Source organism: Bradyrhizobium sp. NBAIM01 (genome assembly GCF_020194115.1).
GTDB lineage: Bacteria > Pseudomonadota > Alphaproteobacteria > Rhizobiales > Xanthobacteraceae > Bradyrhizobium > Bradyrhizobium yuanmingense.
In genome coordinates this window covers 1209693-1225139 of sequence record NZ_JADYVU010000001.1, presented here as the reverse complement: position 1 = coordinate 1225139, position 15447 = coordinate 1209693, and the positions used below count along the sequence as shown (strand labels likewise).

Sequence of the window (15447 nt, the reverse complement as noted above, 5' to 3'; positions counted from 1 at the left end):
GCGCGTTAGCAAAGATCTCAAAGAGGCAATCGAATGTCTGAAATGATGGTGCCCGACCAGCTTGTTACCGCAGACGTCTGGAGCGATCTACGGAAGTATAAAGAGATGCCAGAGATCGATATGCAGCGCCTCTACGCATACCGTATCGAGCGCCTGCGCGGCGCCTTGCGCAATGCGGGCGCATCGATGTGCGTGTTAGTGAGCCCCATCAGTCTACGCTATGCGGTGGACTATCGTTCCTTTGGGCTCTTTCAGGCGCATATCCCCGTTAGCTACCTTTTCCTGCCCGTGGAAGGGCCGATCGTCATCCACGAAGTTGCAGCGCAGAACAAGCCGCCTATTGTCGACGAATGCCGGCCAGCACGGCCCATTTCCTTTTTTCAGGGCGGTTACGACCTAACCGACGCAGCCCGTGAGCTCGCAAACGATATCGGATCGTACCTATCAGAGATCGGCACAGACAATCGGCGGATAGCAGTCGAGTACGTCAACCCGACCATCACTCAGGCTCTGCTGCAAAAGGGGCTGGAGGTGCTCGACGGAGTCGTTATCGCGGAAGAGGCGCGTATCATCAAATCCGCTGACGAGATAGCTTGTATGCGCTGGGCTATCGCCGTCGCCGAGCTCGGTATTGCAAAGATGAAGGAAGCAATGCGTCCCGGAGTGACGGAAGTGCAGCTGTGGGGGTTACTCAACTACACGAACCTCGCGAATAACGGTGATTGGCATGATTCCAGGATGCTGGCGTCGGGCCCCCGCATCAATCCTTGGGGGCAGGAGGCTTCTCAACGACAGATCGAGTCGGGCGATCTCGTTGGCTTCGATACCGACATGACCGGTCCGTTTGGATATTTCGCAGATATCTCCCGCACATTTCATTGTGGACCGGCCAAGCCCACCAAGAGACAGAAGGAGCTCTATCGTCTGGCAATGCGGGAGATCGAACACAATCTGGCACTTGTCAGACCGGGTATTACGTTTCGCGAGTTTCAGCAAAAGGCCTTGATCCTTCCGGAGGAATATCGCGCGAACGCTTACACATGCCTTATCCACGGGGTTGGAATGGCAGATGAGTATCCGCGCATCAATCCCATATACGGCAGGCCGTCACCGTACGAGGGAACACTTGAAGCCGGGATGGTAGTGTGTGTCGAAAGCTATGTCGGAGCCGCCGGCGAGCGGGATGGCGTCAAACTTGAGCACCAGGTGCTAGTGGTTGAGGATGGCTACGAAATCCTGTCGACATATCCGTTCGAAGAGCGCCTGCTCGATTGACCTTTGCGAACTTACAGCCAACGAGGATCTGGCTTGCTGTCGGCGAGCCGTGGTCCTTTTAAGACCAAGGAATCTGCGTGATCCGGCCAATTTGACCAAGCGAGCTTCGGCCCGCTCGTGAGAGAGCTCAGCACGAGCTCTCTCTCAAGTCCGGCTTCCCGATCGGAAAAAATCCGTCGGGTTGTGAGCTTTCTAACTTGCTCAGTCGAAGTCTGCAGTCTTCAATCTAGAGAGCTTAAGATTCTATTCCAGCTCGGCAGATCCAGCAACCGACTTCACTTCCAGGTAGTCTTCGAGGCCGAAGCGCCCCCATTCACGACCGTTACCGGATTGTTTGTACCCGCCAAAGGGTGCGGAGCTGTCGAGTGATCCACCCTGTAGATATATCGTGCCAGCTCGAATGAAGCCGGCTACGCAGCGCGCGCGTTCCGTTGAGCCTGAGAATACGTAGCCGGCGAGGCCGTATGGTGTATCGTTAGCAATGCGGACTGCGTCGGCTTCGTCCGCGGCACCGATGATCGCCAGCACCGGCCCGAAGATCTCCTCGCGCGCAATAGTCATTTCATTGGTGACATCCGCAAAGATGGTGGGGCGAACGTAAAAGCCTTTATCGATGCCTTCCGGTAGCCCTGGTCCGCCTGTGACCAAGGTGGCTCCCTCATCGAGGCCTTTCTGGATCAATGCCTGGATCTTCTCCCATTGGCTGCGGTGTACGACGGGGCCCATATGAATGCCCGCCGTGCGCGGGTGACCAACGGTGTACCTCTCCGCTATAGCTTTCGCGATCCGCGCGATTTCCGCCATTCTAGATTTCGGTACAATGAGGCGCGACGGTGCGTCACAAGATTGGCCGGAGTTTTGGAAAAGCGTCGCGATGCATTTGGTGACGGCTTTTTCAAAATCGGCGTCCTCAAGAACAATGTAGGGCGATTTGCCTCCGAGCTCTTGGCTAACGCGCTTGATCGTATAAGCGGCTCGCCTCGCGACGTCGATCCCGGCACGTGTCGATCCGGTAAACGAGATCATATCGACGTCTGGATGCTCGCTCATGGCGGCGCCCACTTCAGGTCCCAAACCGTTGATTAGGTTGAACACACCCTTTGGTACGCCAGCCTCGTGAAGGATTTCCGCAAAAATCAGTGCACAAGTGGGAGCGAACTCCGACGGTTTGAGAATCATTGTACAGCCTGCAGCGAGCGCCGGCGCTACCTTGCAGGCTATCTGGTTTATTGGCCAATTCCACGGCGTGACCATCCCGACCACTCCAATCGGCTCGCGAACAACGATTGTACTGTCGATCCGCTCCTCGAAAGAGTAGTTCCTGAGCACGTCAAGCGTAGTAGCCAGGTGAGCGATGGCTGAGCCAGCCTGCTTCTGTTCCGCCATCGCTAGCGGGGCTCCTATCTCGTCCGAAATGGAATCCCCAATCTCCTTCGCGCGCCCTTTGTAAATCTGGAGAATGTTCTGGAGAATGTTGATGCGCTGCTCGCGCGTTGTCCGAGAAAAGCTATCAAACGCGCGCCTTGCTGCGGTGACTGCCTTGTCGACGTCCGCTTTTGAGCCGAGCACAATCTCGTACGTCTCCTCCGCAGTCGCCGGAGTGACGATGCGCGTCGTTTTCATGACGGCGGGATCAACCCACGCGCCATCAATGTAAAATTGCTTCCGATTGGCCATGTTGTCCTCTCTGAATTAGTTGGATTGGTGCCGACGCCAGCCCGAACAACTGTTGTGGTTCAGCGCAGGCTTCGCTTGCTGATCTCCCCAGAAGGGGGCGCCTAGTCCCCGATAGAAAGACGCACATAGGGAGCTTAGATGCGGTGCGGCAGGCTCACTCAATGGTTTTGGCCGTGCCCGGGTGGCTCAAAACGCCAGCTGAGACGATTTGAGCCAAGGCAGAGCTCATAGCGCCTTCACGTTCTCATCCCTTCCATCATCTGCCGATGAACCTGACGGCTACGATACAGCACCATCTCCTTCCAATCGGGCCTATCCGGATAGTAGTGCTGCTTCACGCCGCGGCGAACTTCACGCCCGAAGTCGGTATGAATCTGAGCTTTGCCGAAGGCATAAAGCCAATGGTCGGCGCGCAACACTGGTCTGGCCGCCTCCGGAGGGTAGGTTCCGAATTCTAGGCAAACGTAGACGTGGCGATCACCGAGAATGCGCTGCCAGTAGTCGTCCTGCGTTCCATTGAGGACCAAGGACGATGAGGTGCCGAGATCGGGTGAAGTGACCGAATGACCGAAGATGTCACGTGCCCGCTGATATCCAATCATGCCAGATGCCTGCTCGCATTGCAGCTCACCATAGCCATACGGTCCGAGGCCTGTGTGGTAGTCGATGACGAGGACAAGCTGACGCGACGCGATACTGTAGTCCGATACGATCCGTTCGAGAGTTTGGCGAGCTACGGTAGGGCCGAAGCCGCCAAAGAACATCCCGGTCGGATGGCGATACTGACCGGTGGTCCTTGCCTTCCGATAAGCAGTTTCACCGTATCTTGACCGGTACTTTTCAATCGCTGCCTCGGCCGCCGCAAAAACAGCGCCATCCAAAGCACTTGGGACCAGACTGTCGGCGAGTACGTCATATCCCTCGTTTTGAGGAAGGGGTGCCGTGAAATCAATAAAGTTTCTGTTGAGGTCACAACCTTCTTGCGTCACCCGCCGATCCCATGCGAATCCGTACGGGTTGATGGCGTGGATTAGCAGCATCGCCTCATCCGGCTTCAGCTTTTCGTATCCGAGCTCGGCCAGCCAGTCCAGCTGGGCTGCGGATCCACAATATCCTTCAGCGCCGTGGGTAGCCGATATTAGAACGCCGATTCTCGAAGCCTGGCGATCACCAAACCAGGCAACGTCTGTTGACAGCTCTTCTCCACCTGGTCCGCGCGCGGGCGATGTATAAACCCGTGCCTCACCGGCGCCTGCCTCGCCAACGTAATCACGAAACTTCTGACGAGCTTCGAAGTAATTCGATGCAAAATGCTTATTCGCTGCATCGAGAATGCGAGTGTTCATGAGCCATTCCCATCGTTAGCTCAAGAGAAAAGCTGTGGTGCTCGATCCCCGTGACTTAGAGTCTTGGGAGCTCAACCCTAATCTGAATCCGCTTCGGCTTGATTAGGTGTGCGCAGCCTTACTTGATACCTTCGCAGTTTTCCGGCGTTTAAGCCCTTCGTCTGAAGAATGAATGCAGGGCTGGCCTTTCCTGAATCTAAATCTGCCAAAGAAGGTGAGTTGGGGCGGGGTGGTCTGGTCAGCACGCGTACAGCTAGCTAGAACGTTGGCCTGCAACGGCCGGGCATTGACGGCAAGAAGCCGCTGATTGACGCCCCTCATTCCCAACGCACGGACGTAGTTTATTCGCAAAACACCGACGCGCTAGATGACGGCTCAAGCCGATGGCGAAGCCATTCGACCAAGCCTGTAGCAGGCGCCGGGATCAATTCGGCAGGTCGGCCCTGAAGGTGTGCGGGCGAGCCGGCCGCTTCACCCTTGGAATTCTCGTGGCTTAGTGTTGAGGCTATGATGCTCTGCAGAAGTCCGAGCGCACGGATGGCTGCGCGGCTCCGATGCTTGGTGGGGGGCTCGCTTGGATTCGTTGCCCTAGGGCCGGCTGAAATCGGAATGTGCGCCGAACGAGGTGCGCACGGTCGGGGACCGCGACGACTCAGCTTCGTGGCGCATAAAAGCTTCAAGATTTCCATGTTCTACGCAGTTTTTCAGGCTGGATGGAGGAGGATTTTCGATTTTTGGCTTCAGTCGCGCAGGTATATTGGGCGAAGACGATTGTCGCGCTTTGCGCAACTAGGAAGCAACGATGGATCTGAACTTTACCCCTGACGAACTTGCCTTCCGCGACGAGGTCCGGGCATTCTGCCGCTCCGCAATCCCCGCAGACATCCGCGAGAAACTGATTGCGGGCCGGCATCCCAGCAGGGATGACAAGGTCCGCTGGACGCGGATCCTGGCGCAGAAGGGATGGGCCGTACCGCACTGGCCGGTCGAGTACGGCGGCACGGGATGGTCACCCGTCCAGCAGTACATTTTCGGCGAGGAAGTGAGCCAGACGCCGGCACCGGAGCCGGCAGGTAGCGGCATCAACTTGGTCGGCCCAGTCATCTATAACTTCGGAAATGAAGCGCAGAAGAAGTACTTTCTGCCGCGTATTGTAAACGTTGATGACTGGTGGTGCGAGGGCTTCTCGGAACCTGGGGCAGGCTCCGATTTGGCCTCGCTCAAGACGCGGGCCGTGCGCGACCGTGACCACTATATCGTCAATGGCCAAAAAACCTGGACGTCGTTGGCGCAATATTCAAACTGGATATTTTGTCTCGTCAGGACTGATTTTGAGGCCAAGAAGCAGGGGGGCATCTCATTTCTCCTGATCGACCTGAAGTCTCCTGGCGTGACAGTACGCCCGATCCAGCTGTTCGATGGTTATCCAGAAGTGTGCGAGGTGTTCTTCGACGACGTAAGGGTTCCTGTTGAGAATCTCGTCGGCCAGGAAAATCGCGGTTGGGATTACGCCAAGTTCGTCCTCGGCAACGGGCGCGTCACGATCGCTTGTGTTGGCCTTTCGAAGGAGCGCATCCGGCGCATCAAGGAGCTCGCTTCGCGCACCAAAGTGGGTGGCGAACGGTTCATCGACAGAGCCGATTTCCGCAAGAAGATCGCCGGGGTCGAGGCTCAGCTCAAGGCGCTTGAGATGACGCAGCTCCGCGTGGTGGCCAACCAATCGAAACGCGAAAAGGGCACCCAGGACCCGGCGAGCTCGATCCTCAAGATCAAGGGTTCTGAGATCCAGCAGGCAACCGCAGAGCTTCTGATGGATGTGATTGGCCCTTACGCGCTGCCTTATCAGTCAGAGGAGGAATTTCAGCGAGGGGAGACGTCCATCGGTCCCGATTGGGCCGGACCGATCGCGCCAGCCTATTTCAACGGACGTAAGGTGCCGATCTATAGCGGCTCGGATGAGATCCAGAAGAACATCATCGCAAAGGTCGTCCTCGGCCTCTGACTCTTCAGCAAAGCCATAAGACGCTGACTGCGCGGGTTCTAAAGGTTCGAGGGGCAAAGATGCGGCCCCGTTTTCAGGAGGGTTTCTAGTGGATCTTGATCTTTCCGAGGAGCAGCGGCTCCTTAAGGATGGCGTCGAGCGCTTGATGCGCGAGCACTACAGCTTTGAGGATCGCCGCAAGTACCGGGCAGAGAAGTCTGGTTTCAGTGAAGCGATGTGGGCCCGCTATGCTGAACTGGGGCTTCTAGGTCTGCCGTTTTCGGAGGCTGATGGCGGGCTTGGCGCCGGGGCGGTGGAGACAATGATCGTCATGGAAGCTTTCGGTAAGGCGCTGATCCTCGAGCCATATTTCGCAACGGTCGTACTCGCAGGCGGTATCTTGCGGCATGGGGCGAACGAGGCTCAGAGGGCGAATCTCGTCCGCGCGATCAGCGAAGGCCGGATGAAACTTGCCTTCGCTTACGCAGAGCCGCAATCACGATATGATCTCTCCGATGTGGAAACTTGGGCGAAGAGGGATGCTGAGGGGTGGGTACTGAACGGCACCAAGGGTCTCGTTCTCCACGGCGATGTAGCAGACAAGATCATCGTGTCGGCGCGAACGGCGGGCGGGGCGCGCGAAAGGGACGGGATTGGTCTTTTCCTGGTCGACGCTCATGCGTCAGGTCTCATGCGGCGCGCCTATCCCACGCAGGACGGACTGCGCGCGGCCGAAATCACGCTTCAGAATGTGCGAGTCGGGGCAGCTGACGCGATCGGTGACCCAACAGGCGCTTTCCCGATTATCTCACGCGTAGCAGACGAGGCGATCGGGGCCCTCTGCGCCGAGGCCGTCGGCTGCTTTGCTGAAATGCATGCCATCACCGTCAACTACTTGAAGACGCGCAAACAGTTCGGCACGACGATCGGTTCCTTCCAGGTGCTTCAGCACCGGGCGGTCGATATGTTTGTCGAATTGGAGCAGTCGCGCTCTATGGCGCTCTACGCCACCATGATGGCCGGAGAAGGTGATGTGACGGAGCGTGAGCGGGCCATTTCGGCGGCAAAAGCGCAGATCGGTCAGTCATCCAAAGCGCTCGGACGGCAGGCCATCCAGCTCCATGGTGGCATCGGTATGACCATGGAATACAGCATCGGCCACTACTTTAAGCATGTGACGATGATCGACACCTGGTTCGGCGATACCGACCACCATCTTCAGCGGCTCGCCTCGCTCGGAGGCCTCTTCGGCGAGCAAGCGATCCAACAATAGGACCGGGATCTCGACCGAAGCGAGGCGCCGGCCTCACGCAATACAAGAACCGACGGGTTGAACATGCCAGTTGATCGTCTGCTGCCACAGGAACGCATTCAAAAGGGAACGGCGGGGAGGATCGGCCAGCTTTTTCAGCCTGAATCTGTCGCAATTGTAGGAGCATCCCAGAAGGGAGGCTTTGCAACGGAAATCCTCACCAACATCAAAAAATGGGGCTTCTCGGGAGAGGTCGTTGCAGTAAACCCGCGTTACACGCAGATCGCGGGCGTGCCATGCTATCCGAGCTTGAAGGCCATACCTCATCCCGTTGGCCTTGCCATCGTCGCCATTCCAAGCAAAGCCATTCCGGAGGTCCTTGAGGATTGCGAAGCTGCTGGCGTGCGAGCGATTCAGATCATTTCGAGCGGGTTTGCCGAACAGGCGGGCGACGGGGCAACTAAGCAGCGCTGGCTCATTGAGTGGGCCGCACGAACTGGAATCCCGGTAGTCGGTCCAAACTGCTTCGGCTTGATGAACGCGGCCAATCGGCTGATGGCAGTCCCGCTAGATTTTCACACGATGAAGGCAGGCGGAATTAGTTCCATCCTGCAGAGCGGTACTCTCGTTTATAGCCTTATCGTGCCACTGCTGGCGCGCGGAATCGGCATCGGCCGTGTGGTCACGGTTGGCAATGAAGCGTGTCTCGATGTCGCAGATTTCATCGAGTATTTTGTCGATGACGAGGATACGCGCGTCATCACCTCATATTGCGAGCAGATCCGGCGTCCCGTTGAATTCATTAAGGCCTGCGAGCGCGCGGCCGATAAGGGCAAGCCCATTGTGATGATCAAGATTGGCCGCTCTGAAAAGGCGCGCCAAGCGGCATTGGCTCATACTGGCTCGCTCGTAGGTTCGGACGTGGCGATCGATGCCGTCCTGAAGAAATTGGGTGTCATCCGGGTCGATACCGTCGATGATCTGATTGAGACCGCGGTTGCGTCGTCTTCGACCGAGCGGCCGCGGGGCCGCCGTGTAGCTTTCGCTTCTTTCTCCGGTACTGCCGCCAGCATCCTGTCGGATGTCGCGGACGCTTACGGCATAAAATTTCCGCCGCTGCCCGCTCCGGCGAAAGCCCGGCTGGAAGCGGTCTTTCCCGAGTTCGGCAATGTCGGCAATCCGCTCGATCTCACCGCGCAGGGCGGTTATGATACGCACATCATCGATGAGGCGCTGAGCACGCTTGCGACCTGCGGTGCGTATGATATGGTGATCTGGGGCCGTGGCTTCCCTTCGTGCCTCGATATGAGTTCGTCCCTTGGACAAGCTTTGACGCGAGCTGCGGCAGCGGCTCCAGAGGTTGTGTTCCCGATATTGAGCCTTGCCGGCGGCCATTTCTACACCTCTCTCGATCCAAAGGATACGATGGTCGAGCCCAAGGCCGATTTTCACGGCATGCCGTTTTTGCAAGGGCTGGCTCCGGGGCTGAAGGCGCTCTCGGCCCTCATCGGCTATGCTGAGTTTCAACGCCGCCGGAAACCGGGCGATCGCCTATCGGCCCAGTGGGGGCAGCGCAGCGCTTGCTATCCCGAGGCATTGCGCATCATACGCGAGTCGAAGGACGACGTTCTGACGGAGCGTGAGGGCAAGCGTCTGCTCGCACTCTATGGAATTCCGGTCACGCGCGAAGCGCTGGCGACCCGGCCGGATGAGGCAACGCGCATTGCACAGACTCTTAGTTTCCCCGTGGTGATGAAAGTCGAGTCGGCCGAGATCGTGCACAAGACGGACGTTGGCGGCGTCATCTTGAATATTCCGTCAGCGGAAAAAGCAGCGGAGGCGTTTGAAAGAATCATGGCTTCGGTCCGGTCGCATCGTCCCGGCGCGAAGATCGCCGGAGTGGTCGTGCAAGAAATGGCCAAACCGGGGCCGGAAATCATGCTTGGGGCGACTTTCGATCCGCAATTCGGGCCCGTCATCGCGTTTGGTTTGGGCGGAATCTGGGTTGAGGCACTCAACGATGTACAAGTGCTGCTGCCGTCCTACGATGCGACCGACGTGCAATCTGCAATCGGGCGGCTGCGCGGCGCGAGCGTTCTGCGCGGTGCGCGGGGGGGCGAAAAGACAGACTTGGACGGATTGGCCGATTGCATTGTGAAGTTCGGCACGCTCTGCACCGATCTTGCGGACGAGGTCGGCGAGATCGATATCAATCCCGTCATCCTTGCGTCCGATGGCACTGGGCTCACCGCCGTTGACTGCCTGATTGCCAAAAAGAAGATCAAAGCAGTTTGACCCCCGAAATCGCAGCCTTGGTTCGACCCACGAGACGTTCGGCGAATATGGATGCCGCCATCTGCTCGAGGGGGAGAGGCGGCGGGGGATGATTTTTTGACTAGGAGAGTGATCTAAGCCACACAATTGCTCTTCCTGTGCAACAACTTAAGCCGTCGAAACCGCTGTAGCTTAGTGCAAGGCCTTGACGAGAGGAAATATCACCATGGCAATCAACTATGAGCAGCTGATGGCCATGAAGAGACTTGGCCAAAAGTACAGCTATCGGGATCGCGATGTGATGCTTTACGCACTTGGCATCGGCATGGGAGCTGATCCCCTGGACGAGAAGGAGCTCGCTTTCGTCAATGAAGCCACAGTGACGGCGCGGCCACTGAAGGTCGTACCGACCTTTGCCTCAGTCGCAGCCGGATTCTCTGAACCCGGTGAGTTCAATCTGAACTCCATCGCGTTGGACGGCGAGCGCGATATCACCTTTCACAGCACACTGCCGCCGGCTGCGGATATCACGGCTGATTCTTCCGTGACGGCCGTCTACGACAAAGGCAAGGACAAGGGGGCAGTGATCCGCTTCCGAACCGTGCTGAAGGGCAGTCACGGCGAACCGCTGGCTACCATGGTGACTTCCTACTTTGCGCGTGGAGATGGCGGTTTTGGCGGTCCCTCTGATGGCCAGCCCAAGCCACACCAAAGGCCGAGCCGAGCTCCCGACCAAATCCTCAACATTCCAACGCGCGCTGATCAGGGGCTGATTTACAGGCTTTGCGGCGATCGCCACCCGCTGCATTCAGATCCGGAATCCGCTAGGCAATTTGGGTTTCCGAGGCTAATCCTTCACGGCATGTGCACCTACGGAATCACTTGCCGCGGTATTCTGCAGACCTATGCCGACTTTGATCCCAGCGCCTTCAGGCGGCACGCAGCGCGGTTTTCATCGCCGGTCTACCCCGGGGAGACCGTGACCTTGGAGATGTGGAAGGATGGCAACGTGATCTCGTTCGAAGCGAGGGTGAAGGAGCGCGCTGTCGCAGTTGTCAAGAACGGCATGACAATGCTTGGCTGATATCTTGCGTCGCAAGGAGCGCTCGTATTATCCGAGGTGACATCGATTGCGGACGCCCCTCCTTCAAAACCTTACGCACAGGCGTGCCCCCCTGAGCAAGTCAACTCCGTCATGTGCTCGCACCTACACGTCACTTATAGGGCCGGAACTCGCGGCTGCACGACGGCGAGAGGGGCCAGACCCTTTCCAACGTCGATACCTGATCAGCAACGATGAATTCGAATGGTGCCGCCCGGGACTGTTAAGTCAAAGCGGAAACTGGTGTTCCAGCGTCCTGCCTGAGTGGACCATGGTCTGTCGACCTTCCTGGAAGACGACCATGACTTCTAGAACGAAATGAGACGAAGTGCGCCCTCAATGTCCACACCAAGCATAACTGCGACCTCAATCTCTGCTCCGTTGTCGGAATGCCATCTTCATGCGCGACGCCATTCACCATCCAATCGGGACGACAAAATCTGTGCAGCGCTGCGCGGCGATCTTATTGGCAAGCGACCGCATTATGTATGTTCAGGGATACGACAGGGTTCAAATCGCCGATTAGTCCTGATCGCAAGAGTTGCATCGGGCGGATCGATCCGAACGTAGGGTGAAGCCATGGGTGGTTGGACGCAAACGCTTCGTATGAGAAGCTCCGCCCTGGACTGGAGGTGTCGCTTCGGCGAGCTTGCATTTACCGGATGCTTTGCGAAACGCCGTTTTCCATCAGCTTGAACAGCTTCGCCACCTCGCGGCGGACCGTTTTCCTACCGGTGCGTTGATCCGAGCTTCGGTCGACCTGTCGGCGGATCCGCCTCGATCGGCCACAGTCCAGCCCTGCTCGGACTCTTGCGCGCCACGATCATCGCGGCAATCATAACCTCGCCGCGACACCGACTTGCCATCCTGATTGTCCCGGGCTTGCCAGCGAGATTGCCGCGGCATAATCAACGCGCTCAGCGGTCATCAGGCCGAATTTTGGGTGATAGCGACGTGTTGCCAAACTCGTTTCGGCGATCGACGACCATGACACCGCATTCCAGAGCTGGTCACTCTGTCATAGGCGTCATCGCTGCCTATACAGCCGCTGATCTCCAACCGTTCAGCTCCAGCATTTAACTCGCATCCGATCAACTAGTGCCAGCAACTGTCCGTCATTGGTGAATTCGACGCGGGCTCCATCCGCCGCAGTAAAGTGTGATTTTCTCGAGCCCCGTTTCGCGTAACGGCACATCCGAGATACATCCAATCAAATGAGTCTCATTCTATCCGCTCTCTTCGCTCCGAACACATTCACCTAGCCCTTGATCGGTACGAGCCGGCGTCGCGCACCAGGTCCGCAAACCCGTCGGGCTTCTCTAAAACCAACCGACCAGCAGTGCAGAGTCCTCGTATCGCCGGGTCAGGTTGTTCCTCGCATTTGCTCGAGATCAGATAAGACGGCCGATACGCTGTGGCCCGATGCTCCCGCGGCACCGCGCCGAGGGACGACAGGGCATCTTGCATTCCTAGCCCAATGCGACAAAGCTCGCGGCACCAGCCACGACATCCGCGTGCTCAAACGGGCAATGTACCGCTGGAAATGATAAGGGCGCTCCTCGAGCAGCACGCCAGCGGTGTGAGCCGAAGCTGGCCCATGTCTATAAACTTTCTTATGCCAAAAAAGCGCAGCAGACATTATGTGGCGAACTTGATTCACGAAGTGCCCACATCAATCTCTTCGCTCGTGGCGCGGCTATCGATATCGCGCAGAGTTGGACTGAGGCCAGCATAGGCGAGCAGCCCAGCGAGAGACAACAGACTGCAGAAGAAACGGGCCCGGAGGGAAGGCTTGGTAGAGACTCACCGCGAACGGGGCCAAAGGCACATTCACACTATTGACTGCCCCGATAGCTCCGGCTGCGCGGGATTGCTCCTTTCATCGAAACGGAAAGCGACGCACCGATGATGAAGCCTAGTCGGGCCACGCGAAGCCGAGGCTAGCAACGGCATAGCCCATGATGGCGGTTGCATAGTCTGGCGCGAGGCGATCAAGACGTGCCTAGGGACCCCAGTCCGGCACCCCATGGCAGGAGGACCTTCGGTGTTATGCCGAACACTGGGGGGGGGGGAACCCAGAGCCAAGTAAACTTGCGACTGCGCCGCCGACCATCGCAATCTCGATGTGACCTTGGGGTATGGGCAGCAAGGTCTGAGATGGTCGCTCTGGTAGCGCATTGCTTGTTTTGTCGACGATTAGAAAACCCAAAGTCTGTGCCAGCGCATTCTGGCATGCAAGAGCAGGAAGCCGTAAGCGATGAACGGAGCAAGGTCGGAGCGGAGCTATAGTGGTTTACCGACGGGTTTATCAGTCCGGAGCGGTGGCTTCATCGCCAATGTTGGCTGCTCATCGAGGCACCGCGCGACCACATCAGCATTGCGGTGGCGATTAGATCAAACGCGTACAGGGGGCCTTCGGATCCGACGATGCTAACGATGAAGAATGGCGCCACGACCTGGCTAAACACGGTTCCAAGACGGGATGCCCCAGCGATTCTCGACATGCACCGCGTGCGCTCGGCGGGGTAAGTGTGCTCCGCGATATACGTTTGACCCGCCGACGTCAAAGCAGCGCCGAAGAATCCAAGGATCGCGACTGGCCAGGAGAAGTCCGAAGGCGATCGTGGGAGTTGCGAGGTGGGCCAGGCCAGTGCTTACTGCCGGCCACAGAGCATCATGGAAACCACAAACCCAGAAAGGCCGACGATGATGAGTGCCTTACGTTCGCGCAGATCCGATCGACGAGCCCAGACCACGGATGTCACGGCTCACAATAGCGATGAGAGCGAGAAAATGGCCGCCACCATCGAATCTGCAATGCCAATCGAGCGCCTTATCGGCGGAAGCACGGACTGCAGCCCAGTGTTACCACTTGCGGCAGTCATCGAGTCGCAAAAGATGATGACGAAGGCACGGCGCGAAAGCTTGGGCACATCGGGCATATGGGTTCTTGTTAATGGAGCTGACGGCTGAAACTTACGCTAACCATACGAAAGTAATTCAACTAGCCCTGCGCCCCAGATCCGTGCAAAGAAAGGACGGGTTATGCGAGATCATCGGAGAACCGTAGTTATGATATACCCTTCGTGCAGTAGTTCGGCGCCTTTGTCACAAATCCGCTGAAATTCAGCTAGTCTGAGCGGCACACAGATCGCAAGCCAAAAAATCTCTCGGCGCACGCAATGGAAGATCACGTCCATGTCTATGGGGGCGCAGTAATTACGGCTATTTCTCTGGCATTTCCGAAAATGAAGGCCATCTTTCTTCTCACGGAAATGCAGTTAGCTACTTATGACGTGCCTCGTCGTCCTGGTTTCGCCGCGCGGGTGAGGCCGAGATTATCGCTGCAAGTTTACTCAAGAGCTCGAGTTGACATTTCCAACCGAGGCCTTGCACAAGTTGCAAACAGGCCTACTGCTATCGCCAAACTACCTGGTCTGCCAATAAGGGCATGACTTAGTGGCGGCTCGAACGCGAACTTTGTGAGCGTCTATCTCTAAAAGTTAGCCAGCCGTCGCTCCAAGTGAAGTTTATTTCAACGAAGACCCGAAATGCCGAGGCCGATGCCCTCATCGAGCGGTTGACGCAGATCCTGAAGGCCTTCGACCGCGCCCGGTTCGGCCGATGATCGGAAAAGCTCGGCTCGGCAAACGGCGACGATGAACAGCAGGCCTTCGCCTTCGAGGAGACCGAGACCGGCATCGCGGAGATCAAGGCCCAGGTCAGGAAGGGACGTGCGCAGGCGGATGGCAAGCGTGGACTGCGTCGGTGCAAGGGCTCTGCGCCACATCTGGAGCGGATCGAAACTGTCATTGGGCCGGAAAAGCTGGCTGTGCATGCCGGCAAGTAAAAGGTGCTGATTGGCGAGCACGTGCCGGAGCGCCTGATGTGGTGCCGGCGAAGTTCCGGGTGATCGTCACGCGCGCTCCCAAGTATGCGTTCAAAAACGTGGAGAGCGCCATCCAAGCGTCTGCCGCGGCCCATATCATTGAAGGAGGCATTCGGACGGGAGCGCTTCTGGCCCAGATCGCCGCAAGCGCCGTTCAGGGGCCACCTACCGAGTGACGGGGTGATCTGCGAGGCTGCGGTTCGGTTTGGACCGTTAGGCTTAGAATGGACACAGTGCATACTGCTATCACGGAGCCGGTGCGGCGGCTCGAGGTCTTCACCGGAGCCGGCCGTCGGCGGAAGTGGAGCGACGAGGACAAAGCTCGGATTGTTGGGGAGATCGCTGCGAGTGGCGACTCGGTCTGCTCGGTAGCGCGACGGCATGGATTGTCGCCGCAGCAGTTGTTCGGCTGGCGCCGTCAGTTGCGAGAAGCAGCGGGCGGTCACTCCGAAGCAGAAGAAGTACAGTTTGTTCCGGCGGTGGTGGATGCCGTAGTGCCGGCGCCAGCTCTTGGGCGTGAGCGCAAAGCGGTGCGCCGCAAGGCCAAGGCGGATACCGGGGTCATCGAGATCGAAGTTGACGGCATCACGATCCGGGCCGGCCGTGGTGCGGACCCGACGATGATTGCGTCGATCGTCAGGCGCTGAAGGC

General features: G+C 57.8%; 9 protein-coding genes and 1 pseudogene. 8 read left to right on the top strand and 2 right to left on the bottom strand.

Annotated elements, in window-relative coordinates; translation table 11 throughout:
• Window positions 1-33 precede the first annotated feature (33 nt).
• Window positions 34-1275, top strand: a complete 1242-nt coding sequence (locus I6F31_RS05355; RefSeq protein WP_225184951.1) for a Xaa-Pro peptidase family protein — start codon at window positions 34-36, stop codon at window positions 1273-1275.
• 243 nt (window positions 1276-1518) lie between these two features.
• Here the strand turns inward: I6F31_RS05355 and I6F31_RS05350 are convergent, their stop codons facing one another.
• Window positions 1519-2952: an aldehyde dehydrogenase family protein gene (locus tag I6F31_RS05350; RefSeq protein WP_225184950.1), complete on the bottom strand. Its 1434-nt coding sequence runs from the start codon at window positions 2950-2952 to the stop codon at window positions 1519-1521.
• Between the two features lie 236 nt (window positions 2953-3188).
• Complete coding sequence (locus I6F31_RS05345; RefSeq protein WP_225184949.1) at window positions 3189-4298, bottom strand: DUF2817 domain-containing protein; 1110 nt, start codon at window positions 4296-4298, stop codon at window positions 3189-3191.
• An 802-nt stretch (window positions 4299-5100) separates the two neighbouring features.
• Here I6F31_RS05345 and pimC point away from each other — a divergent pair.
• From pimC to I6F31_RS05310, 7 genes and pseudogenes are all read left to right on the top strand, one after another.
• On the top strand, window positions 5101-6300 hold the full coding sequence (gene pimC, locus I6F31_RS05340) for a pimeloyl-CoA dehydrogenase large subunit (RefSeq protein ID WP_225184948.1): 1200 nt from the start codon (window positions 5101-5103) through the stop codon (window positions 6298-6300).
• 88 nt (window positions 6301-6388) lie between these two features.
• Window positions 6389-7552: an acyl-CoA dehydrogenase family protein gene (locus I6F31_RS05335; RefSeq protein WP_225184947.1), complete on the top strand. Its 1164-nt coding sequence runs from the start codon at window positions 6389-6391 to the stop codon at window positions 7550-7552.
• Between the two features lie 63 nt (window positions 7553-7615).
• A complete protein-coding gene (locus I6F31_RS05330) occupies window positions 7616-9826 on the top strand; it encodes an acetate--CoA ligase family protein (RefSeq protein WP_225184946.1) in 2211 nt (736 codons plus the stop codon).
• Window positions 9827-10031: 205 nt separating this feature from the next.
• The gene (locus I6F31_RS05325) at window positions 10032-10889 is read left to right on the top strand and encodes a MaoC/PaaZ C-terminal domain-containing protein (RefSeq protein WP_225184945.1); all 858 of its coding nucleotides are present in this window, start codon (window positions 10032-10034) and stop codon (window positions 10887-10889) included.
• A 2811-nt stretch (window positions 10890-13700) separates the two neighbouring features.
• Window positions 13701-13880, top strand: a complete 180-nt coding sequence (locus tag I6F31_RS05320) for a hypothetical protein (protein ID WP_225184944.1) — start codon at window positions 13701-13703, stop codon at window positions 13878-13880.
• A gap of 568 nt (window positions 13881-14448) precedes the next feature.
• A pseudogene (locus I6F31_RS05315) lies at window positions 14449-14945 on the top strand (IS66 family transposase); the annotation flags it as partial.
• 75 nt (window positions 14946-15020) lie between these two features.
• Entirely contained in the window at window positions 15021-15443 is a 423-nt protein-coding gene (locus I6F31_RS05310; protein WP_225184943.1) for a transposase, read from the top strand.
• Window positions 15444-15447: the final 4 nt, after the last annotated feature.

Bases quoted from the DNA above. Each gene is read 5' to 3' on its own strand.
- I6F31_RS05345 (WP_225184949.1), bottom strand. From the start codon at position 4,298: ATGAACACTCGCATTCTCGATGCAGCGAATAAGCATTTTGCATCGAAT.
- I6F31_RS05350 (WP_225184950.1), bottom strand. From the start codon at position 2,952: ATGGCCAATCGGAAGCAATTTTACATTGATGGCGCGTGGGTTGATCCC.
- pimC (WP_225184948.1), top strand. From the start codon at position 5,101: ATGGATCTGAACTTTACCCCTGACGAACTTGCCTTCCGCGACGAGGTC.
- I6F31_RS05355 (WP_225184951.1), top strand. From the start codon at position 34: ATGTCTGAAATGATGGTGCCCGACCAGCTTGTTACCGCAGACGTCTGG.
- I6F31_RS05330 (WP_225184946.1), top strand. From the start codon at position 7,616: ATGCCAGTTGATCGTCTGCTGCCACAGGAACGCATTCAAAAGGGAACG.
- I6F31_RS05325 (WP_225184945.1), top strand. From the start codon at position 10,032: ATGGCAATCAACTATGAGCAGCTGATGGCCATGAAGAGACTTGGCCAA.
- I6F31_RS05320 (WP_225184944.1), top strand. From the start codon at position 13,701: ATGGCCGCCACCATCGAATCTGCAATGCCAATCGAGCGCCTTATCGGC.
- I6F31_RS05310 (WP_225184943.1), top strand. From the start codon at position 15,021: ATGGACACAGTGCATACTGCTATCACGGAGCCGGTGCGGCGGCTCGAG.